This is a genomic window from Saliphagus sp. GCM10025317, assembly GCF_042663665.1.
Classification (GTDB): domain Archaea; phylum Halobacteriota; class Halobacteria; order Halobacteriales; family Natrialbaceae; genus Natronosalvus.
Genome location: NZ_JBHTAQ010000006.1, coordinates 18,825 through 40,532 on the forward strand (window position 1 = coordinate 18,825; position 21,708 = coordinate 40,532).

A 21,708-nucleotide genomic window follows, 5' to 3' on the forward strand; every position below is an offset into this window, starting at 1 on the left:
GTACGGCTTAATTAATAGCTATTCATTCACACACCGTTGAATATCACAACAAATGCCCAATTATTGGACGAGAAAGTTTATGTATCATTGGTAAAGTCCCCTGACTGTATGGCACGCGACACTCCGGTCGACTCGAGTAGCGATCAGCTACCTAAACGTAATCAACGCCAAACGACTGATGGAATCCTCCATCGGCGTTCGTATCTCAAACTCGCTGGCTCGGCCGTTGGCCTAGTCGCCGGGGCAGGAACGGCGGCGGCCGCCACTGACGCCGAAGCCGACGTCAACATCGTCGATGCTGGTGCGGATAATTCCGGGAACACGTCGATCAACGACGTTCTCGAGTCCGTTCATGAGAATGGTACGACGATTTACTTTCCACCAGGAGAGTATCGTCTCGATTCCTTCCGGAACGGGGCGGACAACTGGACGTGGGTTGGCGAGGACGCAACGTTCGTCGTTCCATCCCACGTCACCGAGGGGTACCTCCACCTGACGGGCAACGGCTGGACCATCGACGGCATCGACATCGACTTGTCCGCCGATGGCGCGGCCCCAGTCAACTTCCTTCACGGCGGCGACTGGACGTTCAGGAACGTCGAGTTCGTCGGGCGGATGAGCGACCCCTCGAGTCGCGCCAACTCGGCTCCTCTACATGGACGCCGAACGCAGCACCCAGGGGCTCGTTGAAAACGTCCGCGCGATGGACGGCTCTGCGGCCGTCGACGACTCGTCGAATCGCGGCGGACTACAAATCGTCGGCTCCGAGGGTGACCTGACGCTGCGAAACGTAGCGGTCTCGGGCTTCGCGAACAACTCGATGTACTTCCACAACATGCCCGGTCACCTGTTGATCGACAACTGCTACCTCGAGGACACGAACACGGGTATCAGAATCGGTGGGAACACGACGGTTCGAGATACCGTGTTCAACCAGTCGCAAGCCCCACCGGCACGATGGTCTGGTGCGAGCGCGGCGCGCGGTATCTGGATCAACTCGAATAGCTCGACTTCGGGTGACATCACCATCGAAGGCTGTGAGTTCGTGATGAGCGATCCGAGTGGTGCCCACGCGATTTATACGTCGAATTCCCACGAGGGAATCGAGATCCGCGATTGCGTGATTCGCCAGGATAGCAACTTTTACGCTGTTCAGCTCGCCGAGGGCGGCTCAGGACAGACAGTCATCGAGAACGTCTCAATCACCGGCGACTCCTCGAAGGCGGGCATCTACCTCAGCGGTCGGAGCGGTGCTCGACTGCGCAATCTTTGTCTTCAGAAAGCCGGAGACGGCATCCGCGTTCGGAACTCGAGCGACGTTCAGATCGAGAACTCGACGATCAACGTCACCGGAACGTCCATCAGTGGAAGCCCGGCCACGAGCGGCATCTCGAATAACGGGACGTGTCCGGTCCCGGACGGCGACGGGGCACCGGAGGAGACGAACGACGAAAATCCTGGGAACGACGACGAACAAGAAGAGACGACGGAACCCGACGGAACGCCGATCCGTCTCGAGGGCGAAGCTGAGTACCGAATCGCCGTCAGCGGTGACATCCAACCGGCACCCGAGATCGCCCAGTGGGTAACCGAGGGCGAACAGTACGGGGACAGCGAGGTCGACTGGTACCTCACCGGCTCGTGGACGGAGTGGTACTTCACCGGCGAGATCGAGGCGTTCGAACTCGAGAACGTCGAGGAGCTCACCGTCTACCTCGACGGAGAGGAGGTGAACCCGGACGATCTCGGGGCGTCCAACGACACCGGATCGGCGGAGAAGACTATTCGACTCGAGGGCGAGTGCGACTACCGGATCACTGTCAGCGGTGACATCCGTCCGGACGAGTCGATCGCCCATTACGTGACTGAAGGCGAGCAGTATGGCGACGGCGAGGTCGACTGGTACCTTACCGGCTCGTGGACGGAATGGCACTACACGGGCGAGATCGAGACCTTCGAAGTCGACTCGACGGACGACCTCTGCGTGTACGTCAACGGCATCAGAGTCAACACGAACCGGTTGTAGTCATCGATAATCGCGGTCATTTCTCGTTTTCTCCAGTTAAACTCTCCCGAGGTCGAATTCTCCCGGTTCCTCGAGAGAACCAGAAACGGTGTACCGACGGTAGGATCCGGATACCGGCTAGTAAAACCGCTTTAGCCCTCGAACGTCACTGACGGCCTCAGTGGGTTCACCTAGTACTGACACTACGGCAGGCTGTAAGTTCAGATATCGGGATAGTCTTTCGGTATTCTGGTGCCTGCAGTGACGGTTTCGCCGTCGTAGCCAGGAATCGAGAGGTGGTTGCCGTTTCGTTCGATCGTGAAGTGCAGGTGAGGACCGGTCGAATTACCGGTGTCGCCCATGCCACCAATCTTCTGACCACGCGCGACGCTCTCTCCTTGCACCACGTCGAAGCTGTTCAAGTGGCAGTACATCGTCTGGTAGCCATTTCCGTGCCCCAGTTTGAGGTAATAGCCACAGCCATCCGCCTGGTAACTTCGGACGTCCACGACGCCGCTGTGGGCCGCGTAAATCGGTTCGCCGATGTTGCCGTTAGCGCCGAAATCCACTGCGTAGTGACCAGGACGAGCGCCGTACGGAGACGTAATGTATCCGGTAATCGGCCAGTCGAAGTCCGATTCCGAACCACCGCCGGAGGTGGACTGGAGGTACCGTTCGACCGACCAGCCCCACACGTTCCGGTCGAGCCAGTGGACTCCCCACCACCGGTAGCCGTCCTTGTCGATCGGTCCGTTCATAATCTCGCCGACCTCGCCGTTGTTCAGTGTGGCGACGATTGGTGAGTCGGTGCCGGGTTGTTCCCGAGTGTTCAGTGCGCTCGCGGTAACTTCGACGCGCTCGCCGTCGCTAAACGCGCTCGCCGAACCGCTCAGGGCCGCGGTTCCGGTGATTCCGGTCGCGGCAATTCCGATCGATTTGACGACTGAACGCCTGCTGAATTTTCGCGACATAGCCAGACACAAAATATAGTCGTGCATGTTTAATAGTTACTGTTTTTGACACCTCTATTATATAAATTTCTAATTAATAGACATTCAACTATTGATAGATTCGCGCTGTGTCTTCAGTGATACTGTGAAAACACGTCGCACCTCGAGGATTTCATCAGGCCCGAATTTCCTCTGTGGCTCAGAACGTCTCTCTTCCGCAGGGTAGCGCTTGAATCGGAGTCCGATACGCTAGCGCAGAAAGCGGTCCGGGCACGATTTGAACACACGGTCGTTCCGCTTCGCTTCACTCCCTGCGTTCAAATCCCGCCGGATCCAGTACCTGTCGCTCACGGGTTTGTTCGCGACAGGATAGCGGGCCGGGCGCGATTTGAACACGCGACCGTCTGATTAAGAGTCAGACGCTCTGCCTAACTGAGCTACCGGCCCTGTACATTCGAGTTTTTGCCCGCCGCTCAAATAGGTTTCCTTTAGGAAGCAATGTGGCACGCACGGACACGCCATCGGCCGGACAGTGCAACGACAACCGTAACCGTCTTCGGGAACGTTAAGTACAGTCGGTTCAACCGGACTGTCACATGAGTACGGGGGTTACAATTTCGTCGATTTCGGACTACGCGATCCTCGGGTGCGGGAGCGTCGGCTACGCCGTCGCCGAGGAACTCGCCGAGCAGGGAAAAGACGTCCTGATCATCGACCGCGACGAAAACCGCGTCGAGTCCCTCCGTGACCAGGACCTCGACGCCAGAACCGCCGACATTCGCGAGGTCGAGGCTGCCAACCTCGTCGCCGACCGCTCGGTCGTCCTCATCCTCGCCTCCGACGTCGAGGCCAACAAACAGGCCGTCGAGCACATTCGCAACGTCAACGGCGACCAGTTCATCGTCGCGCGCGCGAGTGATCCCGTCTCCGGCGACGAACTCGCCGACCTCGGGGCCGACATCGTCATCAACCCCTCGACAGTTATCGCCGACTCCGCGCTGCGGGCCCTCGAGTCCGGCGAACTCGAGCACAACGCCGCGACCCTCGCGGGCCTGCTCGAGGAGACGACGGGACGGCTGGCGATCCTCACCCAGCCCAGTCCCGACCCCGATTCGATCGCCAGCGGAGCGGCGTTGCAGGCGATCGCGGCCCACCTCGGCATCGAATCCGACATCATCTATCTCGGAGATATCGGCCACCAGGAGAACCGGGCGTTCGTCAACTTACTCGGCATCGACCTTCTGCAGTGGGACGACGTCGAGGACCAGTCGGTCTACGACACCGTCGCGCTCGTCGACCACACGAGCACCGAGGACCTCACGCTCGAGGTCGACGTGCTAATCGACCACGCCGAGCCCGAGGAGGGTCTCGAGCCCTTCTTTACCGACATTCGACCCAACATGTCCTCGACCTCGACGATCATGACGAAGTACATCCAGGAGTTCGACATGAACGTCTCCGAGGAAGTGGCGACGGCGCTGCTCTACGGCATCCGCGCCGAAACCCTCGACTTCAAGCGCGACACGACGCCGGCCGATCTGACTGCTGCCGCATACCTCTATCCCTTCGCGAACCACGACACGCTCGAGCAAGTCGAGTCGCCCTCGATGTCGCCCGAGACGCTCGACGTGCTGGCCGAGGCCATCGCGAATCGGGACGTCCAGGGGAGCCACCTCGTCTCGAACGCTGGCTTCGTCCGCGACCGGGAGGCGCTGATGCAGGCCGCGAGCCACCTCCTGAACCTGGAAGGCGTGACGACGACGGCCGTCTTCGGGGTGGCGGAGGAGACCATCTTCCTCGCCGCTCGCTCGAAGGACATCCGAATGAACATCGGGAGCGTGCTGGCCGACGCCTACGGCGAGATTGGCGAGACGGCGGGCCACTCGACGCAAGCCAGCGCGGAGATTCCCCTCGGGATCTTCACGGGAATCGAAATCTCCGACGACACGCGCGAGACGCTCCTGACGCTGACCGAGGAGGCCGTGAAGCGAACACTGTTCGACGCGATGGGCGTCGAGGGCGAAGGTAACGGGAGCTGGACGGCCCGTTCTCGTCGGGAGAGATAGAAGCGAGTTTGTGAACCGCGTCCGTGTCCGTATCCGTATCCGCGTACCGCCAGCCTACGCGACCAGTTCGTCTTCTTCCTCGTCCGGTTCCTTGACGCGTTCGACGACGTCGGTCACGAGGATGATGTCGCCGACGGATCGTACCCACCGGTACGGCAGAATGACGCCGCGAGCGGTGGTGACTTCGTCGCCGAAGAGTTCGTAGTTGAGTCCCCCCAGTGCCAGTCCGGTGACGGCTTCGCCGCCGACGTTCAGTCGCAGGTCCTCGACTTCGCCGACGAAGACGCCGTTGTTCGAGTAGACCTCGCGTCCGACGAGCGAGGTAATCTCCTGTGGAGTGTCGTCCATGTATCCACCCATGCACGGCGGACTCTTAATTCTTAGTCAGACAGTCCGGCGTTCGAGTGGGTGTTCGTCGGTCACTCGATCACTCGAGCTCCCGAGTTCGCGCGGCCGGTCGAGGATGACCCGGCAGCCGTTCCCGAACGATTTTGTCGGCGGCCACGAACGAGTGCCCATGAACGACGTTTTCGAGCGGGTTCGTCCCGTCGCCAGAACCTACTTCGACGACGCGGTGACGCCGGCCCACGACTGGCACCACGTCAGGCGCGTCGAAACGAATGCGCGCCGCCTCGCTGCCGAACGGACGGACGTCGACCAGGACGTACTGCTGTTGGCTGCGGTTCTCCACGACATCGGCCGACCGAAGGAAGATGCGGGCGCCATCGACGACCACGCCGAGTGGGGCGCCCGCGAGGCCCGGACGATTCTCGAGTCGGTCGACCACCCTCCAGAGTCGATCGACGCCGTCGCTCACTGCATCCGCGCGCACCGCTTCTCGAACGACGTCGACCCCCGGACGGCCGAGGCACGCCTCCTCTCGGACGCCGACAACCTGGACGCGCTCGGAGCCATCGGCCTCGCGCGCACGTTCTCCTACGGGGGCGAACTCGGAACGACGATTTACGATCCCGGCCTCCCGCCGGCCAAGGACGACACGCGCGCCGGCGCGACCAGCGTCAATCACGTTCACAAGAAGTTGCTTCGATTACCCGAGCGAATGTACACGCCAGAGGGGCGGGCCGTCGCCGAGGAGCGCGCTCAGGTCGTCGAATCGTTCCTCGAAACGCTCGAGCGCGAGGTGAGCGGCGAGGACGAGGTGAGTGGTGAGCCGAGCAACCACGACTCGAGCAGCGAGCCACTGGCGCAAGACTCGAGCGAGGAGCAAGGGGACGGAGCGTGAGTCGATGACCGTCCACGACCTCTCGTACCCACTCGAGACCGGCATGCCCGTCTACCCCGGTTCGCCGCCGGTCGCGGTCGAACCCGCGACGACCGTCGCGGACGACGGCTACGCGACCACGGACCTCTCGTTCGATTCTCACACGGGGACGCACGTTGACGCGCCCGCACACATGCGGGCGGACGGCACGACGCTCGATCACTTCGACGTGGAACGGTTCCGATTTCGGGCCGTTCTCGCGGATTGCCGCCCGCTCGAGCCTCGAGAACCGATCGGGGCGGGCGACCTCGAGCGGACGGTGGCTGAAAGTATGAACGTAGACGGAGACCCCGACCTCCTCATCTGCCGAACTGGCTGGGAAACCCACTGGGGAATCGATCGAGCGTTCGACCATCCCTACCTGACCGCGTCGGCCGCCGACTGGCTAGCCGAGCGCAAACTCGACCTCGGCATCGACGCGATGAACGTCGACCCGACGCCAGGAAGCGACCCCGCCCCGGACGAACCGGACGGCTACCCATTCCACCGTACAATGTTCGCCGACGACCGGGTTCTCCTCGAGAACCTTCGGGGCTCGAGGCGCTCCCCACCGGCGAGGCGTTCACCGTCCACGCGTACCCGCTCGCGGTCGCGAACGCCGACGGCGCCCCCGTTCGGGCGGTCGCCGTGCTCGAGTAAGACGGGAGAAAGCGAGATGGGCGAGGGTGAGATAATTGAGAGCGAGACGACCGAGAGCGAGCCGTCGTCTCAGAACGCTTTTCCCCGATCGGTCCTTGCTCGAGGTGATGGCAGATCCCGCCCAGTTCCTGGTCGCCCTCGTCGGCGCCGTTCTCGTCGCCGTCGCCACCATCGTCGTCTACCGGGACGCCGACCGCCTCGAGTTCGAGCGCCCGTGGCTGTGGGCCGCCGTCGTCGCCGCCCCGATGCTCCTCGCGCTGTCGCTCCACATCGTGATCGGGACCGTCCCGATCCCAGGCCTGCTCGTGCTCGTGGTCGCGGGGCTCGCCTTCTACGCGTTCGAACGCGACGACGCGGTCCACGGCGACGATACTGCCGATCCACACGTCCTCCCTGGCGGGTCCGATGCAGGTGATGGGACTCCACCAGGCGAATCCGATGCGGAGACCGGCGAAGGCGAAGGCGATCGGTGACCGACGATTCAGATACCGGCGAACGCGACGACGATCGGTAACCTGATGTCAGAACGACCGAAATCCCGCCACACCTTTTGCCGGCCAGCACGTACGGCGTCCATGGAACGAGCGACCCTCGGCGGCGGCTGTTTCTGGTGTATCGAGGCGGCGTACAAGGAACTCGAAGGCATCGCGTCGGTCACGTCGGGCTATGCGGGCGGCCACGTCGAGGACCCGAGCTACGAGGCCGTCTGCAGGGGCGAGACCGGCCACGCGGAAGTCGTCCAGCTCGAGTACGACCCCGACGTGATCGGGTACGACGAGATACTCGAGGTCTTCTTCACCGTCCACGATCCGACACAGGTGAACCGACAGGGACCGGACGTCGGCACCCAGTACCGATCGGCAATCTTCACCCACGACGACGAGCAACGCGAACTCGCGACGGCGTTTATCGAGGAACTCGAGGCGGAGGGCGTCTACGACGACGAAATCGCGACCGAGATCGAACAGCTCGAGGCGTTCTACGAGGCCGAGGCGTACCACCAGGATTACTTCGAGAAGAATCCCACGGATGCCTACTGTCGGATGCACGCCGCGCCCAAAATCGACAAGGTTCGCGAGAAATTCACCGAGCGTGTAGCCGAATCGACGCAGTAGGAGTGGCAGACGGAACCGTTTCGAACCTGGCAACTCCCGAGAGTTATTACTCCCTCGCCACGAACCACGAGACGAACTGATGCATGGACGAGTTACTTGCAGCACGAAACGCCCTCCTCGAAGCCCTCCTCGAAACGCCACGGACGAAACCCGAACTCGTCGACGAGCTGTCCACGTCCCGGTCGACGATCGACCGCGGGATCGCGTCGTTGCTCGAGACCGGGTGTATCGAACGACGCGACTCGGCGTACCTCGCGACCGAGACTGGCCGACTCGCCTGTCGCGCTCGACGAGACTATCTCGCCGACCTGGAGCAGATCGAACGGGCCGAACCGATCCTGACGGAACTCCCCCTCGAGTCGATCGACCTATTGTTCCTTCGCGAGGCATCGATCGACGTGCCGAGTCCGCAGGCGCCGTGGACGGCCCTCGAGACGAGCATGCGTCACATCCGTGATGCGTCGGCGGTGTACGGTACGGCCCCAGTGGTCTTCGACCTCTACTTCGACGAGTTCCTGGAATCGATTGAGAACGGCGGGTTACGCGCGGAATTGATCCTCGACCGGAACCTGTTTTCCTCGCTCGAGGACGACCAGCACGACCGGCTTCGGGAGATTATCGAAGCGGACTGCGGTCGGCTGTACACGACTGCGCTCGAGACGTCGTACGCTATCTGGATCGCCGAAGGGGAGACCGTCGTCGCCGGACTAACGGTGTACTCCGAAAACGGGCTCGCGGGCGTCCTCCGAACCGACGACCCCGAGAGCGTCGACTGGGTTCGCGAACAGTACCGCGAACGCCGAGCCGAGTCCGAACTCGTCTGGAACCCCGACTGAGGTCGGTCGACGCGGGGAGACAGCGTTCGATGGCACAAACGGTTAGGTCGTGACGGCCCGAGATGACCCATGGACGGACCAGAGGTAAACGGCGGCGAGCGTGAGGGCGACAGCAATGGTGAGAGTCAGGGCGACAGCGATGGCGGGCCGGAAGCCGGGACCGACGTCGACAACGCACTGGAGGCAAGGGCTGACATCGAGAACGAGTCCGACGTCTTCGAGAACACCCCTGGTGGCGGAACCACGCCCACCGCTCGACCGATCACGCCCGATGCCCCCTCGGAGTTCGGCCTGGTGCAGGTGTGGTGGGGCGACGGCAAGGGAAAGACCACGGCCGCGATGGGACTGGGGCTGCGGGCCGCGGGAAACGGCTTTCGGGTCCACATGCTCCAGTTCATGAAAGGCGGCGCCTCGAGCGTCGAGGCCGTTCGCGGCGAGTACAACGCCATCGAGTCGCTTCCCGGGTTCAGCTACGAGAACCTCGGCCACTACGGCTGGCACGGGATGGCCGACGGCAGCGACGACGTCGACCACGAGCGCGAGGCCAGATCCGGACTCGAGCGTGCTCGCGACCTGGTGGCGGCGGCGAACGAAGCCGACCTGACGACGCCGTTTCCGCTCGACTCCGATCCCGACGACGGCGTCCACATGCTCGTTCTCGACGAGATTCTCTACGCGGTCGAGAGCGAGCTCATCGAGCCCGAATCCGTGGTCGAACTTCTCGAAACTAAACCGGACTCGCTCGAGGTCGTGCTTACGGGCGGACACACCGAACCGGCGTACCTCCTCGAGCACGCCGACCTCGTGACGGAGGTCGCCAAGCGTCGTCATCCCTTCGACGACGGCCAGCGGGCGCGGCGCGGGACGGAGTACTGACGCTGGACTGTGTGCTGACTGTCCGAAAACGACCCGTCGTGCTGTCACTCCTCGACAAAACGGACAGTACAGTTATGGGGAACGCCCGATGAATCCTCCACAGCAATGGTCGCGCTCCGCGTCACCGGACTCGAGAAGTCGTTCGGGTCGGTGACCGCACTCTCGGAAATGAGTTTCGCCGTCGAGTCGGGCGAACTCTTCGGCTTTCTCGGCCCTAACGGCGCCGGCAAGACGACGACGATCGGCATCCTCACGGGCCGACTCGCGCCCGACGCGGGCGAGGTGTCCGTCCTGGGGACCGATCCCACGAGCGAGCCGGTCGAGACGCGCCGACGCGTCGGAATCCTCCCCGAGCAACAGTCGCCGCCGAGCTTCCTGACGCCGCGCGAGTACTTCGAGTTCGTGGGCTCGATCCGCGGACTCGAGCCCGACACCGTTTCCGCCCGCGTCGACACCTGGGCCGACCGCCTCGGCTTCGCGAGCAAACTCGAGACGCTGCACACCGACCTCTCGCGAGGCCAGCAACAGAAGGTCATGATCACGCAGGCGTTCCTCCACGAACCCGACCTCGTCTTCATCGACGAACCGCTCGTCAACCTCGACCCACTCGTCCAGGAGCGGGTGAAAGCGTTCCTGCTCGAGTACGTCGACCGCGGACACACGATTTTCGTGTCGACGCACAACGTCGACGTCGCAGAGGCCATCTGCACCCGCGTCGGGTTCGTTGCCGACGGGACCTGCCGGATCGTCGAGACGACCCCCGACGGTGGCGGACTTCGCGAGCAATTCCTCGCGTACGTCGAGACGACCGATTCCGAGGACGTACCGACGCTCGAGGGTGAGGACTCGACCCCGGCGCCGCGACAGTAGCCCCGCTGACCCACGAACCCACGTACTACCGTACTCACGAACTACCGATCCCATGTCCACGTCCCACGATTGGCTCGTCTTCCGCGCGCTCGCCCTCGAGGAGTGGCGACTCCACGCCCGACTGTTCGGCGGCCGACGGTTCTACGCCTTTCCGCTCGTCGTCGCGACTCTCGTCGTCGCTGGCGGGTTCGCCCTGCGCGAGACGGGCTACGCGACCGATTCGATTCTGGCCGGCGTCCACGTCGCCGCCCTCGCGTTCGGCCTCTACAGCGGCACCGCCGCCTTCGCCGGCTCGGACATGCTCGAGAACGTCTTCGGCGACCTCTCCTTGCTCCTCTCGAGTGCGGACACCCTGCCGCTGTCCCGACGACGGTTGCTCGCACACTTCCTGCTGAAGGACGCCCTCTTCTACGGGGTGACGATGATTCTGCCGCTCTCGCTGGTGGTCGTACCGCTCGAGGGGCTCTCGGTTTCGACGCCAGGGAACGTCATCGGGCTCTGGCTCTCGCTGTGGCTCGTCTTCGCTGCCGGAATGACGGCGACGCTCGCCCTCATCGCTCTCCGAACCCGAGGACTCTCGACCCGGGGCGGACTGCTCGGCGTCCTCGCAGTCGGCGGCGCGTGGTTGGTCGCGGGCCGCCCGCGCCCCTCCGTCTCCGTGACCGACCTCGTCCTGACCGGGGTGCCGCTCTGGCTGACTGCCTCCCTCGTCGCCGTGCTCGTCGTGACCGCCGCACTCTCCGTGCGAGTCTACGATCCCGCGTACGCGCGCCCGACGCGGACGTACCGCCAGCGCTTTCGGAGCCTCGAGTCGTTGCCCGGAAGCGACCCCCTCGTCGCGAAGACGCTGCTGGACCTGGCGCGCTCGAGCGGCGGCATCTGGAAGCCGCTCGTGTCGGTGGGAATCCTCCTCGGCCTCGTCGTCGTGCTCGTCGGGGTCGTTCGAGACGGTGTCGGGATCGAACCCGCGCTCGGCCCGTTCTTCGGGAGCGTGCTCGGCCTGTCGGCCTTCACGACCTACAACTGGCTGACCCAGTTCGACGCGGTCGAGTCCTACGCGGCCTACCCCGTCTCGGTTACGGCTGTCTTTCGGGCGAAGCGAGTCGCCTTCTACCTCGTCGGCCTCCCGACCATGACGCTCGCCTACCTCGTTGCACTCGCCTGGGCTCGACCGCCGCTTCTCGACGCTGCCGTCGGGTTCGTGCTCCTCGTCGGCCTTGCGCTGTACTACTACGGATTGACCGCCTTCGTCGCCGGCTTCGACCCCAACGAGTTCCTCTTCGACGCGGTCCGGTTCGGCGCGTTCACCCTCGGCGTCGCCATCGCCCTGGTGCCGACGCTCGTCGTCGGCTTCGTCGCCGTGCCACTTACTACCGCCGTCGCGGCCGTACTGACTGCGATCGGCTGTATCGCCGGGGCGCTCGGGTGGTGGCTCGCCGTCCGTTCGGAACCGCGGTGGACGCGTCGGTACCGCCGCGGGTGACGATGACCCAAACCGACGGAGCAAAGACCGTCGAATCGAAAGGACCGTCGAATGCCCGCTCGCGTCCTCCAGTACTCCGACGTCGAAAACGCCTGCGACGAGCCCGCACGGATCGGACGGCTCGCAGCCGCCCTCCAGCGGTACCGGGACGAGGACACGGTGGTCGTTGGCACCGGTGACAACACGGCACCCGGCGTGTTGCCGCTCGTGATGGAGGGGAGACAGGCCCTGGAATTTTACGACGCCGTTGACCCCGACCTCGAGACCTTCGGCAACCACGACTTCGATTTCGGCGTCGATGCGACTCGCGAAATAGTCCGCCACTCCCCGCAGACTTGGCTGACCGCGAACGTGCGGCGCAACGGCGGCCCGTTCGGGTCGGACGTTGGCGTCCGGCCGTGGACCGTGCTCGAGCGAGACGGGACGCGGATCGGTTTCACGGGAGTCACGACGCCGCGGACGGTGTCGCTGAACCCGATGGCGACGGACATCGACGTTCGCGACCCCGTCGAGACGGCGCGGGCGGCGATCGACGACCTTCGCGACGAGGGTCGACTACGTCGTCGTCTGCTCACACCTCGGGCGAGGCGACGACGCCCTCGCTCGGCAGGTCGACGCCGACGTCGTCCTCGGGGGCACGTTCCGAGCGCCCGGAACGAGGTCGTCGAGGGGACGCTACTCACGCGACCCGGCGACGGCGGGACGGCGATCGTGGACCTTACGTTCGAGCGCGACGGGCCGACTGCAACGATTCGGCAGACGACCGAACTCGAGCCCCACGAGGACGTGGTCCGGTCGTTCGAAGCCCTCCAGGCCGAGACGGGACTCGACGAAGTAATCGCCCGCGTCGACGAACCGCTCGATCGGTCCGAGACGACGCTCTTTGGCGGCGAGGCCAGGCTCGGGAACTTCGTCACCGACGCCTACCGCTGGAAGACCGGGGCCGACGTCGCTATCCAGAACAGCGGCGGGCTCAGGACCGGGACGACGCTCTCGGGTGACGTCACGGTCGCCGACGTGATCAGCCTCGTCCCGTTCGAGGAACCCGTCGCCGTCGCCGAGGTCAGCGGTTCGACGCTCGAGGCCATTTTCGAGGGTGGCGCCGGACTCGACCTGGGCTTCGCCGAACCGGACTGGTGGCACGCCCAGGTGAGCGGCGCCGTCCTCGAGTGGAACCCGACGGATCACCGCGTCGTCGTCGACAGCGTCGGCGGAGAACCGCTCGATCCCGACCAGTGTTACCGCGTAGCAACCTCCGATTACCTCTTTCACACCGACGACGAGTTTCCCGCGCTCGACCCGGCGGATCGCGTCAAGCGAACCGAGGTTTGCCAGTACGACGTGCTGGTCGAATACGCCAGACGGCACGGCATCGACCCCGCTATCGAGGGGCGCGTGCGTCGACTCGAATCACGACTCGAGTCGAGCGAACGCACCGAGTGAAACGTTTACCACTACGGACCGCGTTTCCTCTCGTGATGACTCTGGTCGTGGTCCCCGTTCGGTACCCATTAACGAACAATTCTCGCCGCACGCTCGAGGAGGCCATCGAGGTCGCCCGCGAGCGGAACGCGGCTCTCTCGGTGTTGCACGTCAATCTCTATCAGAACGGCAAGACGGTGACGCGGTCGGATCTGAAATCGGCTGTCGAACGCCAGTTCGGTCGTCTGGAGAACACTCGATACGTCGTTCGATCGGGATTTCTCGTCGAAGAGACGATTCTCGACGAAGTCGCCGGCGAAGAGGCGGACGTCGTCGTCGTGGGCACCAAACAGGTGAGCCGCTGGCGACGCATCATCGGACGGGTGATGGACAACCCTAACATCGAGCGGTACCTCAAGAACCACCTCGAGTGCGAAGTGATCACGGTCGGCCAGGCCATCGCGTAGGCTGAGTCAGGGACCCTTTTGTGGCGAGACTGCCCCGCTCGTTGTAACCCGGGCTGGACGGCTACTGGTCGAGATCGGAGTCCGTGTCTCGAACGGGTCGATCGTGGGCTATTCGTTCCCGTCTCCATCCCCGTCGGCAACCTGTTCGTGTTTTCGGCTCGTCGGCCGGGGCTCGAGTTCGCGGTCGACCTGCGCGACCCGGGCAGTACCACTGGTTTCGTCGAAGACGTGGTGGGTGTGCGGGTAGGCGAACTCGACTCCTCCGCGCTGAACCGGTCGCGGATTGCTCGATTGACCGCCGAGCGGACGACCGTGATCTTGTACGGGTGGTTCACCCAGAACCGGACCTGTAGGGTGACGCCGCTGTCGCCATACTGGAGGACGTCACACGTCGGCGAGGCGGCGTACCGGGCGCTCCCGATGCGAATGTCCGGGCCGCCGGCGATCACGTTGTCGACGCCTCGCGTTGCTCGTTCGGAGACGCGTATAGCCGTCTCGAGGTCGCTCTCGTAGGTAATCTCGAACGAGACGGACAACCGTGTCCGTTCATCCTCCGCGGAGAAGTTGACGACGTCCCGGGCGTTGATCTCCGAGTTCGGGATGACGATGAACGTGTTCTCGAGCGTGAATATCTTCGTGTAGCGGATCGTGATGTCTTCGACGAACCCCCGGTGGCCGCTGTCGGTGACTTCGATCATGTCGCCGATTTCGTAGGGCTGGTCTGAGAGGACGAACAGGCCGTTGATCAGGCTGCCGACCAGGGGCGCGAGCACGATACCCACCATGGCCGAGATGACCGTCACCGGAAGCAGGATTTCGACGCCGGTCAGACCGAGGATGTTGGCCGCAATCAGGACCGTGAATGCGATGACCGTGATTCGAACGGCCCGAAGGACCGTTCGCGTCACCGACGGCCGTTCGATTTTTGGGCGATCGTCCGGCCAGTGAGACGAACGACGACCTTCGAGAGGTACCAGCCGACGAGCAGCACGAAAACGGCGAACGCCAGGTCGACGACCCCGGGTGGAATCCAGTCGGGAGCGAGTGACCGGAGCCCCTCCTCGACGGCCGTCTCGTTGCCACCCGTGGCGTTCTGCAGCATACCCTCACTGTCAGGGGCGTCGTGGTTAAGCGTTCTGAAGGGTTCGACACTGGGTACTCTGTTCTGGAATCAGGTGCTACTCGAAACATAAAAAATGTTTTAGCGGTCGCGTTCGATGACCGCGTATGGCCACTGACGAACTGCGTTCGACGGTCGAACGCGTGGGCGATCGATTCAATCTCGGCGAGTACGAGATCGACGCCTACCTGACCGTCCTCGCACACGGACAGCTCACGGCGAGCGAAATCGCCGATCGAACCGACATCCCACAGCCGCGCGTCTACGACACCGTCCGCAGTCTGAGCGACCGCGGCCTGGTCGAACTCCGCGAATCCCGCCCGATGAAGATCGTCGCGATCGACCCCGGCGACGCCTTCGACGACGTCCAGGACGCCCTCGAGGAGATGGTCGACGAACTCGAGGCCCGGTACACCGCTCCGGCGCGAGAGACCGAGGCCGTCTCCCTCGTGAAATCGCGATCGACGATCCTGCGCTACCTCGAGGAGATCATCGAGCAGGCCGAGTACGAACTGGCGCTCTCGTTGACCCCCGACCTGCTGATCCGCTTCGAGGACCAGCCCGGACGGCGACGAGCGCCGACGTCAGCGTCGACCTGATCGTGACGCCCGCCGTGGAGGCGCCCCTTCCCGCGGAGTTCGACTACGAGGCCGTGGCGACGACGGCCCGTGCCCGCCGCGGGATCACGACTCCGGTCATCGCCGTCGCCGACGGCAACTACTCGATGTACGCGACCCAGGACGCCCTCCGGGACGACCAGGACCGCTACGGTGTCATCTTCAACCGCTCCGCGCTCGGCTTCCTGGTGTCGGGCTTCTTCGGCACCGTGCTCTGGACGACCGCCGAGCAAATCCTGGGTGAGAACAGCGAAGGTCGTCCCTATCCCCGGAAGTACGCCTCCATCCGCCGCTGCGTCAAGGACCTCATCGAGGACGGCGGCGAGTTCTACGCTACTATCGAGGGGCGTGACGTCGAGCGCGGGGGTTCGCGAGTCGTTCGTGGCCAGGTCGTCGACGTCTCCTTCGAGGTGAGCGAGGAGGTCGCCAGCCTGACCCTCGAGACCGACGACGGCTCCGTGAGCGTCGGCGGTCGGGTCGCCGCGATCGAGGACATCGAGGCTCACGAGATTCACATCGGTCGCCAGGAACCGCCGACGCTCGAGTAGTGTGAGTCGGTGGGTGCGTGACGCGGTGGGCGTGTCCAATCGAGCGTCGAGTCGGACTCGAGGAGCGAGTCGGTACCCGAACCGCGAACGCCGCCCTCGACGACCGAATGATAAAGGTTCTTGATGGGATTCCCCGACTAACGGGTATGGACCCACGCGTCCGCGAACACGCCGAAATCATCGTCGACCACTCCGTCGACGTACAGAAAGGCGACAACGTCAGAATCAGCGCACCGCCGATCGCCCAGGACCTCGTCGTCGCGATCCACGAACTGCTCGGCGAACGCGGTGCCCACCCATTGCTCAGCGCGTCGAACAGCGCCGCCAGCCGCGCCTACCGGCGAGCCGTCGATCCGGAGGACCTCGAGTGTCCCAGCCACGTCCTCGCGGCCGCCGAGGAGACGGACGTCTTCATCTCGATCCGGGCCTCGGAGAACACCTACGAGACGAGCGACGTTGACCCCGAAGTCACCGCAGCGTTCGGCCAGGCTTACAAACCCATCCAGGACGAGGTCATGGGCAAGCGCTGGGTTGGGACCCAGTACCCCGCGCCGGGGAACGCCCAGGACGCGGAGATGAGCACCGAGGCCTACGAGGAGTTCGTCTGGGGCGCGATCACCAGAGACTGGGACGCCCAGCGGGAGTTCCAGCAACAGCTGGTCGAGATCCTCGATCCCGCCGACGAGGTTCACATCGTGAGCGGCGACACGACGGACGTGACGATGTCGATTGCGGGGAACCCGACGCTCAACGACTACGCGGAGAAGAACCTCCCCGGCGGCGAGGTGTTTACCGCACCCGTCCCCGACAGCGTCGAGGGCGAGGTCCTCTTCGACAAGCCGCTGATGGCCCAGGGCCGGGAGATCACGGACGTGTACCTCGAGTTCGAGAACGGCGAGGTCGTCTCCCATGCGGCCGAGAAGAACGAGGAGGTGCTCTCGACGGTGCTCGAGACGGACGACGGCGCCCGTCGACTTGGCGAACTCGGCATCGGGATGAACCGCGACATCACCGAGTTCACCTACAACATGCTGTTCGACGAGAAGATGGGCGACACGGTTCACATGGCGGTCGGTCGCGCCTACGACGAGACGGTCGGTGAAGGCAACGAGCGAAACGACAGTTCCGTCCATATGGACATGATCGTCGACATGAGCGAGGATTCGTTCATCGAAGTGGACGGCGAGGTCGTGCAGCGGGACGGAGCGTTCGTGTTCGAGGACGGCTTCGAGGGCTGAACAGCCGCTTTTTGGTCCAGCTTTTGCGAGCAAGTCGCGGAGCGACGAGCGAGGCAAAAGGTGGGCGCAGGTCGTGCAGCGGGACGGAGCGTTCGTGTTCGAGGACGGCTTCGAGGGCTGAGCGCGTACATCTCGTCATCCATTCTCAATGTCGTACGTCGACTATCTCTTCGCTCGAGACACGGGCTACTTCGTGTGTGAACCGAACGGCTTGGCCCGTATCGGACAAATCAACCGGACAGACGCTCGTCTCACTGATCTACAGTTACGAGGTCGTGTAACGAGGAGTTGCACTGTTGCTCGCGGTCGTCGAGATCGACCGTTTCCCAGTGGGGAATGCCATTGCCATCGGGCCCGATCCAGTACGCGATCTGGTAGGCGGATTCCCCGGACTCTTCTTCAGAATCGATCGTCACCCACTCCGTGTGATGGTCCATGCGCATATGAACGCGGAAGTGGCCTGGATCGTCTGGCCAACTCCGTGGGATCCATTGGTATTGAAGCGACTCGCCCATTCGACTGCCATCGATGCTGTACGAGTCAGCATACACCTCGTCGCCCTCGTAGTCGACACGGAGATGAACGGTGTGTGGCGTATTACTTGCACTCACGACCTCGATGCAGTTGAGAACCGAGTTCTCGCTCCGTAAAACTGCCGAGGCACATCCAGCTAGAGAGATTGTCACCGACGAGGAGACGCCCGCGAGAAGTGCACGCCGTGAAACCATATTTTCCAGAAAGGTCGCCATACTATGTATTTTACGAATAATGATGTGGCGAACGATACGAACGATCTGTATCGATCGTTACTCGCCGTAAAATGCCACGTTCTACGGTAGTCAATGCACCCCGTCCAGTGTGCGTGGATGACGCCACAATGGCCGAAACAGATAGTTACAGTCGACGCATGAACTCGGGCAAGACCCCGCGCTCGTCGGAGTCACCGCCCGTGGGCGCGGGTCCGGCACCCAGATGACCACTGCTCGAGTCCTCGCTCGAGACGTCTGGTCCGGACTCCGTTCCGTCCTCCGTGCCCTTCTCACCTTCGTCAGTCGCGGCCACGGCCTCCTCGAACTCGTCGGGCGAGCCCGGCCCGAAGTAGTAGGGTTCGGTGGGCTCGAGGGTCGCCATCAACTGGAGGTTCACGTAGCCAGCGAGGACGAGCGCCAGTGGAAAGACGACATCGGGGAGCAATATGACCAGGAAGACCGACAGCGGCGAGTAGACGAAGAAGGCGGCGACCCGAAACCAGTTCGCGACGTAGGCGTCGACCACGTAGGCGTAGAGGCCGTACGCGCCGATTACGACGCCGATGTCGAGGTAGAGTCCGACCGGCATCCAGACCCCGCCTGCGATGACCGAGTGGGTGTAGAGAGCGATCGCTCCCGTCAGTACCGTCGCCCGATTGACGTAGGTCTCGTCGAGAGCCATCCCGAAGACGAGGATACCGAGCTGTAACAGTGGCGCGGCGATCCACCACGGCAGCGATTCGAAGATGAGTCCAGAATACACGTGGGTCTCCCTGTCGTCGTCCGAAGAGAACCTCGGAGACCCCTAAAACGTTCGCGCCGTTTCGAGCGTCGATACGAGTCTCGAGTCTCAATCTTCAGGCTCAAATCTCGAGTTTCGAGTTCGAGGAGCTTATATCAGAAGTTCGACTTTTCCCGCAACAATAATGCTGTCGTAGCAGTGAGATGGAAGGTATGGCAAAAGATACCGTCCGATATCCCGACGACGTCGTCGAAGCCATCGACAACCTCGTCGACGACGGTATGTTCGAGAGCAAATCGGAGTTCTACCGGTTCTCCGCGGAGTACGTGCTGACCATGATCAACCCGGACCACAAGGTCGAGACGTTCAACTTCGACGAGATCAAGAGCGAGTTAAACATCGACCGACCGGCTCGAGCCGAGGAGGTGGGCGCAGACGGCGGGACGTTCTTCCTCGACGCGCTTATCACCGTCCGAAAGTACGGACTTCGCGGGAACTACGAGGACGCCGAGGACTTCATCGACATGCACTACGAACCGACCGACCAGGAGTGTCTGGTTCTCGAGGAGGTGCTCGGCACCTACCGCGAACGGTCGGGCTGAGACCCGGAAGGACAGCCATTTACCCGCCGATTCCGTAGCGGGCGGTATGCAAGCGGTGGCTACCGACGATGGGGACACGGTCTACGTCGAAACGACCGACGGCGACCGCGGATCCAAGGACCGTTCCTGGTCGCCTACGAGAGCCGCGAGCGGAGGCGTCGCTACGGCTGGTTCTGTTCGAATTGCGAATCGATCGACAACGCGATGGACCCGATGGGACGCATCCTGTGTAACCGGTGTGGCAACCTCCGGAAACCGACCGAGTGGGACGCCGCCCACGAGTAATTACCAGAAGCAGCTGAAGGTAGCGACGTCCTTCGAGATGTCCATTGCCTGTCGCCGTGCAAACGTTTATCATGGTGTCCGATGTAGTTCTACTCGAATGGGTCCTGTTAACATGCGACTCGTCGAGCAGGCCAGGTCGATCTTTGCTGAACTCGGCTACACGGTCGAGGGCAACGGACCGGATTTCCGAGCAGAACGGGCGTGGAAAGTCGTTCACGTCAACGCCGTCTCCGACGTTGAACAGCTTCCCCGATGCTCGGGACAATTTCACTGTTTCGTCACCGAACCCGGTGACGTAGACGACCTCGAGGACCGACTCGAGAGCCTGGATCCGGGCTACGAGTGGGCCATCATCGCCGCCGACGGCGAGGATTATCAGGTCGAACGCGCACCGCCAGGACCGACAGTCACTGTCTAACGACAGTCCCCGCACCCACTTATCGATTATCGGAGGGCCTCACGACACGCAGCGACGCCGCCGTCCGGCTCGACGTCCGCACCGAAATCGTCGAGCACGTCGGCCAGCGCCGCGACGAGGAGCGTAACGTTCTCCGGACTCGCGGAGTGGCCCATACAGCCGATGCGGAAGATTTCGCCAGCGAGGTCGCCCAGGCCGCCCGCAATCTCGAGGTCGTAGCGCTCGAGGAGTTCGTCGCAGACTTCGCCGTCGTCGACGCCGTCAGGAACCCGGACGGCGTTGAGGCTCGGGAGCCAGTACTCGTCGTCCGGATTCATCTCGAGGCCCATCCCCTCGGCGCCGGCCTTGAGCGCGCCCGCGAGTCGTCGGTGGCGTGCCCAGCGATTCTCGATGCCCTCCTCTGCGACCAAGCGGAGGGCCTCCCGGATCGAGTAGACGTTCGTGATCGGCGCCGTGTGGTGGTACGCTCGTTCGTCGCCCCAGTAGCCCTCGAGTAAGGAGAGGTCGAGGTACCACGACCGGGATGGCTCCTCGCGCGAGAGGACCTTTTCCATCGCCTCGTCGGAGAGGGTAAGCGGACTGGCCCCTGGCGGACAGGAGAGACACTTCTGCGGGCCGGAGTAGGCCACGTCGATGTCCCACTCGTCGACCCGGAGTTCGACGCCGCCCAGCGAGGTGACGGTGTCGGCGATCACGAGCGCGTCGTGGTCGTGGGCCGCGGCGGTGAGTTCGGGGACGTTCGGCTGGCGGACGCCCGTGCTCGTCTCGGCGTGGACGAATCCGAACACGTCGGGATCGTGTTCCGCGAGCGCGTCCGAGACCGCCGCTGGATCGAGCGGTTCGCCCCACGGCGCGTCGACCTCGACGACCTCGCCGCCCGCACGGCGAGCCATCGACGCCATGCGCCCGCCGAAGTAGCCGTTGGTCGGGACGAGCATCGTGTCTCCCGGCTCGACGACGTTGCCGATCGCGGCCTCCATCGAGGCCGAGCCGGTCCCCGAGACGGGGATCGTCCACTGGTTGTCCGTCTGGAAGGCGTATCGGAGTAGTTCCTGCACCTCGTTCATGATCTCGATGAACGACGGATCGAGGTGCCCGACGAGGGCGTACTCATCGCCCGGAGTACGCGCGGGTGCACGTCGCTCGGCCCTGGTCCCATCAGGGTTCGCGTCGGCGGCGTCAGTTCGCCGACGTCCGGTGCGCTCGAGTCGTCGCTAGCTGGTGGCATGGCATAGTGTGGTGTGGGAACCACCAAAAGCGTTCACTCCCCGGCGAATCTGTGTCTGGAGGGCGAGGGCGTCTCAGCGTTCCCGGAGTACGTCTTGGCTCGAGTAAAACCCCGTGCCAGTGGTGGCCATGTGGGGGCATCACCAGGCGA

General features: G+C 63.5%; 18 protein-coding genes, 1 tRNA gene and 6 pseudogenes. 18 read left to right on the forward strand and 7 right to left on the reverse strand.

Annotation, left to right across the window (positions count from 1 at the left end; all coding sequences use genetic code 11):
* Positions 1-108: 108 nt before the first annotated feature.
* Complete coding sequence (locus ACFQS4_RS14200) at positions 109-690, forward strand: hypothetical protein (protein WP_500191518.1); 582 nt, start codon at positions 109-111, stop codon at positions 688-690.
* On the forward strand, positions 656-2,026 hold the full coding sequence (locus tag ACFQS4_RS14205) for a right-handed parallel beta-helix repeat-containing protein (RefSeq protein WP_500191520.1): 1,371 nt from the start codon (positions 656-658) through the stop codon (positions 2,024-2,026). Before ACFQS4_RS14200 ends, ACFQS4_RS14205 begins: the two co-directional genes overlap by 35 nt.
* Before the next feature lie 200 nt (positions 2,027-2,226).
* Here the strand turns inward: ACFQS4_RS14205 and ACFQS4_RS14210 are convergent, their stop codons facing one another.
* Positions 2,227-2,976 (reverse strand): peptidoglycan DD-metalloendopeptidase family protein, encoded by a 750-nt coding sequence (locus tag ACFQS4_RS14210; RefSeq protein WP_497902068.1) that lies wholly within the window; start codon positions 2,974-2,976, stop codon positions 2,227-2,229.
* A 352-nt stretch (positions 2,977-3,328) separates the two neighbouring features.
* Positions 3,329-3,402: transfer RNA gene (locus ACFQS4_RS14215), tRNA-Lys, on the reverse strand.
* A gap of 149 nt (positions 3,403-3,551) precedes the next feature.
* Here ACFQS4_RS14215 and ACFQS4_RS14220 point away from each other — a divergent pair.
* A complete protein-coding gene (locus tag ACFQS4_RS14220; RefSeq protein WP_500193801.1) occupies positions 3,552-5,021 on the forward strand; it encodes a DHH family phosphoesterase in 1,470 nt (489 codons plus the stop codon).
* A 54-nt stretch (positions 5,022-5,075) separates the two neighbouring features.
* On the opposite strand, the gene ACFQS4_RS14225 is transcribed toward ACFQS4_RS14220, so the two are convergent.
* Positions 5,076-5,369, reverse strand: coding sequence for a PRC-barrel domain-containing protein (locus tag ACFQS4_RS14225; protein ID WP_254157076.1), 294 nt, complete (start codon positions 5,367-5,369; stop codon positions 5,076-5,078).
* A gap of 169 nt (positions 5,370-5,538) precedes the next feature.
* On the opposite strand from ACFQS4_RS14225, the gene ACFQS4_RS14230 reads away from it, so the two are divergent.
* The 10 genes and pseudogenes from ACFQS4_RS14230 (at position 5,539) to ACFQS4_RS14275 (ending at position 14,011) form a co-directional block, all read left to right on the forward strand.
* Positions 5,539-6,264 (forward strand): HD domain-containing protein, encoded by a 726-nt coding sequence (locus ACFQS4_RS14230; protein WP_497902070.1) that lies wholly within the window; start codon positions 5,539-5,541, stop codon positions 6,262-6,264.
* 43 nt (positions 6,265-6,307) lie between these two features.
* Positions 6,308-6,679: pseudogene (locus tag ACFQS4_RS14235) on the forward strand (cyclase family protein); the annotation flags it as partial.
* A 370-nt stretch (positions 6,680-7,049) separates the two neighbouring features.
* On the forward strand, positions 7,050-7,415 hold the full coding sequence (locus ACFQS4_RS14240; protein WP_497902072.1) for a hypothetical protein: 366 nt from the start codon (positions 7,050-7,052) through the stop codon (positions 7,413-7,415).
* A 102-nt stretch (positions 7,416-7,517) separates the two neighbouring features.
* The gene (gene msrA, locus ACFQS4_RS14245) at positions 7,518-8,057 is read left to right on the forward strand and encodes a peptide-methionine (S)-S-oxide reductase MsrA (protein WP_497902073.1); all 540 of its coding nucleotides are present in this window, start codon (positions 7,518-7,520) and stop codon (positions 8,055-8,057) included.
* An 83-nt stretch (positions 8,058-8,140) separates the two neighbouring features.
* A complete protein-coding gene (locus ACFQS4_RS14250) occupies positions 8,141-8,893 on the forward strand; it encodes a helix-turn-helix transcriptional regulator (protein ID WP_497902074.1) in 753 nt (250 codons plus the stop codon).
* A 69-nt stretch (positions 8,894-8,962) separates the two neighbouring features.
* Positions 8,963-9,769 carry a cob(I)yrinic acid a,c-diamide adenosyltransferase gene (locus ACFQS4_RS14255; protein WP_500191532.1) on the forward strand — a complete coding sequence of 269 codons (807 nt, stop codon included), beginning with the start codon at positions 8,963-8,965 and terminating at the stop codon, positions 9,767-9,769.
* 105 nt (positions 9,770-9,874) lie between these two features.
* Positions 9,875-10,639, forward strand: coding sequence for an ABC transporter ATP-binding protein (locus ACFQS4_RS14260; protein WP_497902075.1), 765 nt, complete (start codon positions 9,875-9,877; stop codon positions 10,637-10,639).
* A 52-nt stretch (positions 10,640-10,691) separates the two neighbouring features.
* On the forward strand, positions 10,692-12,122 hold the full coding sequence (locus ACFQS4_RS14265; protein WP_497902076.1) for a hypothetical protein: 1,431 nt from the start codon (positions 10,692-10,694) through the stop codon (positions 12,120-12,122).
* Positions 12,123-12,173: 51 nt separating this feature from the next.
* Positions 12,174-13,565, forward strand: a pseudogene (locus ACFQS4_RS14270) (bifunctional metallophosphatase/5'-nucleotidase).
* A 35-nt stretch (positions 13,566-13,600) separates the two neighbouring features.
* Entirely contained in the window at positions 13,601-14,011 is a 411-nt protein-coding gene (locus tag ACFQS4_RS14275) for a universal stress protein (RefSeq protein WP_497902078.1), read from the forward strand.
* A 108-nt stretch (positions 14,012-14,119) separates the two neighbouring features.
* On the opposite strand, the pseudogene ACFQS4_RS14280 reads toward ACFQS4_RS14275, so the two are convergent.
* Positions 14,120-15,113 (reverse strand): annotated as a pseudogene (locus ACFQS4_RS14280) (mechanosensitive ion channel family protein).
* A gap of 125 nt (positions 15,114-15,238) precedes the next feature.
* Here ACFQS4_RS14280 and trmB point away from each other — a divergent pair.
* Positions 15,239-16,296 (forward strand): annotated as a pseudogene (trmB, locus tag ACFQS4_RS14285) (HTH-type sugar sensing transcriptional regulator TrmB).
* 146 nt (positions 16,297-16,442) lie between these two features.
* Positions 16,443-17,534, forward strand: a complete 1,092-nt coding sequence (locus ACFQS4_RS14290; protein WP_497902079.1) for an aminopeptidase — start codon at positions 16,443-16,445, stop codon at positions 17,532-17,534.
* Between the two features lie 251 nt (positions 17,535-17,785).
* Here the strand turns inward: ACFQS4_RS14290 and ACFQS4_RS14295 are convergent, their stop codons facing one another.
* Positions 17,786-18,262, reverse strand: a complete 477-nt coding sequence (locus ACFQS4_RS14295; protein WP_500191543.1) for a hypothetical protein — start codon at positions 18,260-18,262, stop codon at positions 17,786-17,788.
* A gap of 166 nt (positions 18,263-18,428) precedes the next feature.
* Positions 18,429-19,046: a hypothetical protein gene (locus tag ACFQS4_RS14300; RefSeq protein WP_497902081.1), complete on the reverse strand. Its 618-nt coding sequence runs from the start codon at positions 19,044-19,046 to the stop codon at positions 18,429-18,431.
* 191 nt (positions 19,047-19,237) lie between these two features.
* Between ACFQS4_RS14300 and ACFQS4_RS14305 the strand changes: the two genes are divergently transcribed.
* The 3 genes and pseudogenes from ACFQS4_RS14305 to ACFQS4_RS14315 all read left to right on the forward strand — a co-directional run bounded on the left by ACFQS4_RS14305 (position 19,238) and on the right by ACFQS4_RS14315 (position 20,330).
* A complete protein-coding gene (locus tag ACFQS4_RS14305; RefSeq protein ID WP_497902082.1) occupies positions 19,238-19,627 on the forward strand; it encodes a ribbon-helix-helix domain-containing protein in 390 nt (129 codons plus the stop codon).
* A 46-nt stretch (positions 19,628-19,673) separates the two neighbouring features.
* A pseudogene (locus ACFQS4_RS14310) lies at positions 19,674-19,912 on the forward strand (DUF5816 domain-containing protein).
* 112 nt (positions 19,913-20,024) lie between these two features.
* Complete coding sequence (locus tag ACFQS4_RS14315) at positions 20,025-20,330, forward strand: DUF7116 family protein (RefSeq protein ID WP_497903206.1); 306 nt, start codon at positions 20,025-20,027, stop codon at positions 20,328-20,330.
* Positions 20,331-20,356: 26 nt separating this feature from the next.
* Here the strand turns inward: ACFQS4_RS14315 and ACFQS4_RS14320 are convergent.
* Positions 20,357-21,558: pseudogene (locus ACFQS4_RS14320) on the reverse strand (pyridoxal-phosphate-dependent aminotransferase family protein).
* Between the last annotated feature and the right edge of the window lie 150 nt (positions 21,559-21,708).

Coding starts and splice junctions, on each gene's coding strand:
- ACFQS4_RS14290 (WP_497902079.1), top strand. CDS start 16,443: ATGGACCCACGCGTCCGCGAACACGCCGAAATCATCGTCGACCACTCC.
- ACFQS4_RS14240 (WP_497902072.1), top strand. CDS start 7,050: ATGGCAGATCCCGCCCAGTTCCTGGTCGCCCTCGTCGGCGCCGTTCTC.
- ACFQS4_RS14275 (WP_497902078.1), top strand. CDS start 13,601: ATGACTCTGGTCGTGGTCCCCGTTCGGTACCCATTAACGAACAATTCT.
- msrA (WP_497902073.1), top strand. CDS start 7,518: ATGGAACGAGCGACCCTCGGCGGCGGCTGTTTCTGGTGTATCGAGGCG.
- ACFQS4_RS14305 (WP_497902082.1), top strand. CDS start 19,238: ATGGCAAAAGATACCGTCCGATATCCCGACGACGTCGTCGAAGCCATC.
- ACFQS4_RS14225 (WP_254157076.1), bottom strand. CDS start 5,369: ATGGACGACACTCCACAGGAGATTACCTCGCTCGTCGGACGCGAGGTC.
- ACFQS4_RS14230 (WP_497902070.1), top strand. CDS start 5,539: ATGAACGACGTTTTCGAGCGGGTTCGTCCCGTCGCCAGAACCTACTTC.
- ACFQS4_RS14220 (WP_500193801.1), top strand. CDS start 3,552: ATGAGTACGGGGGTTACAATTTCGTCGATTTCGGACTACGCGATCCTC.
- ACFQS4_RS14205 (WP_500191520.1), top strand. CDS start 656: ATGGACGCCGAACGCAGCACCCAGGGGCTCGTTGAAAACGTCCGCGCG.
- ACFQS4_RS14265 (WP_497902076.1), top strand. CDS start 10,692: ATGTCCACGTCCCACGATTGGCTCGTCTTCCGCGCGCTCGCCCTCGAG.
- ACFQS4_RS14250 (WP_497902074.1), top strand. CDS start 8,141: ATGGACGAGTTACTTGCAGCACGAAACGCCCTCCTCGAAGCCCTCCTC.
- ACFQS4_RS14200 (WP_500191518.1), top strand. CDS start 109: ATGGCACGCGACACTCCGGTCGACTCGAGTAGCGATCAGCTACCTAAA.
- ACFQS4_RS14210 (WP_497902068.1), bottom strand. CDS start 2,976: ATGTCGCGAAAATTCAGCAGGCGTTCAGTCGTCAAATCGATCGGAATT.
- ACFQS4_RS14315 (WP_497903206.1), top strand. CDS start 20,025: ATGCGACTCGTCGAGCAGGCCAGGTCGATCTTTGCTGAACTCGGCTAC.
- ACFQS4_RS14255 (WP_500191532.1), top strand. CDS start 8,963: ATGGACGGACCAGAGGTAAACGGCGGCGAGCGTGAGGGCGACAGCAAT.
- ACFQS4_RS14260 (WP_497902075.1), top strand. CDS start 9,875: ATGGTCGCGCTCCGCGTCACCGGACTCGAGAAGTCGTTCGGGTCGGTG.
- ACFQS4_RS14295 (WP_500191543.1), bottom strand. CDS start 18,262: ATGGTTTCACGGCGTGCACTTCTCGCGGGCGTCTCCTCGTCGGTGACA.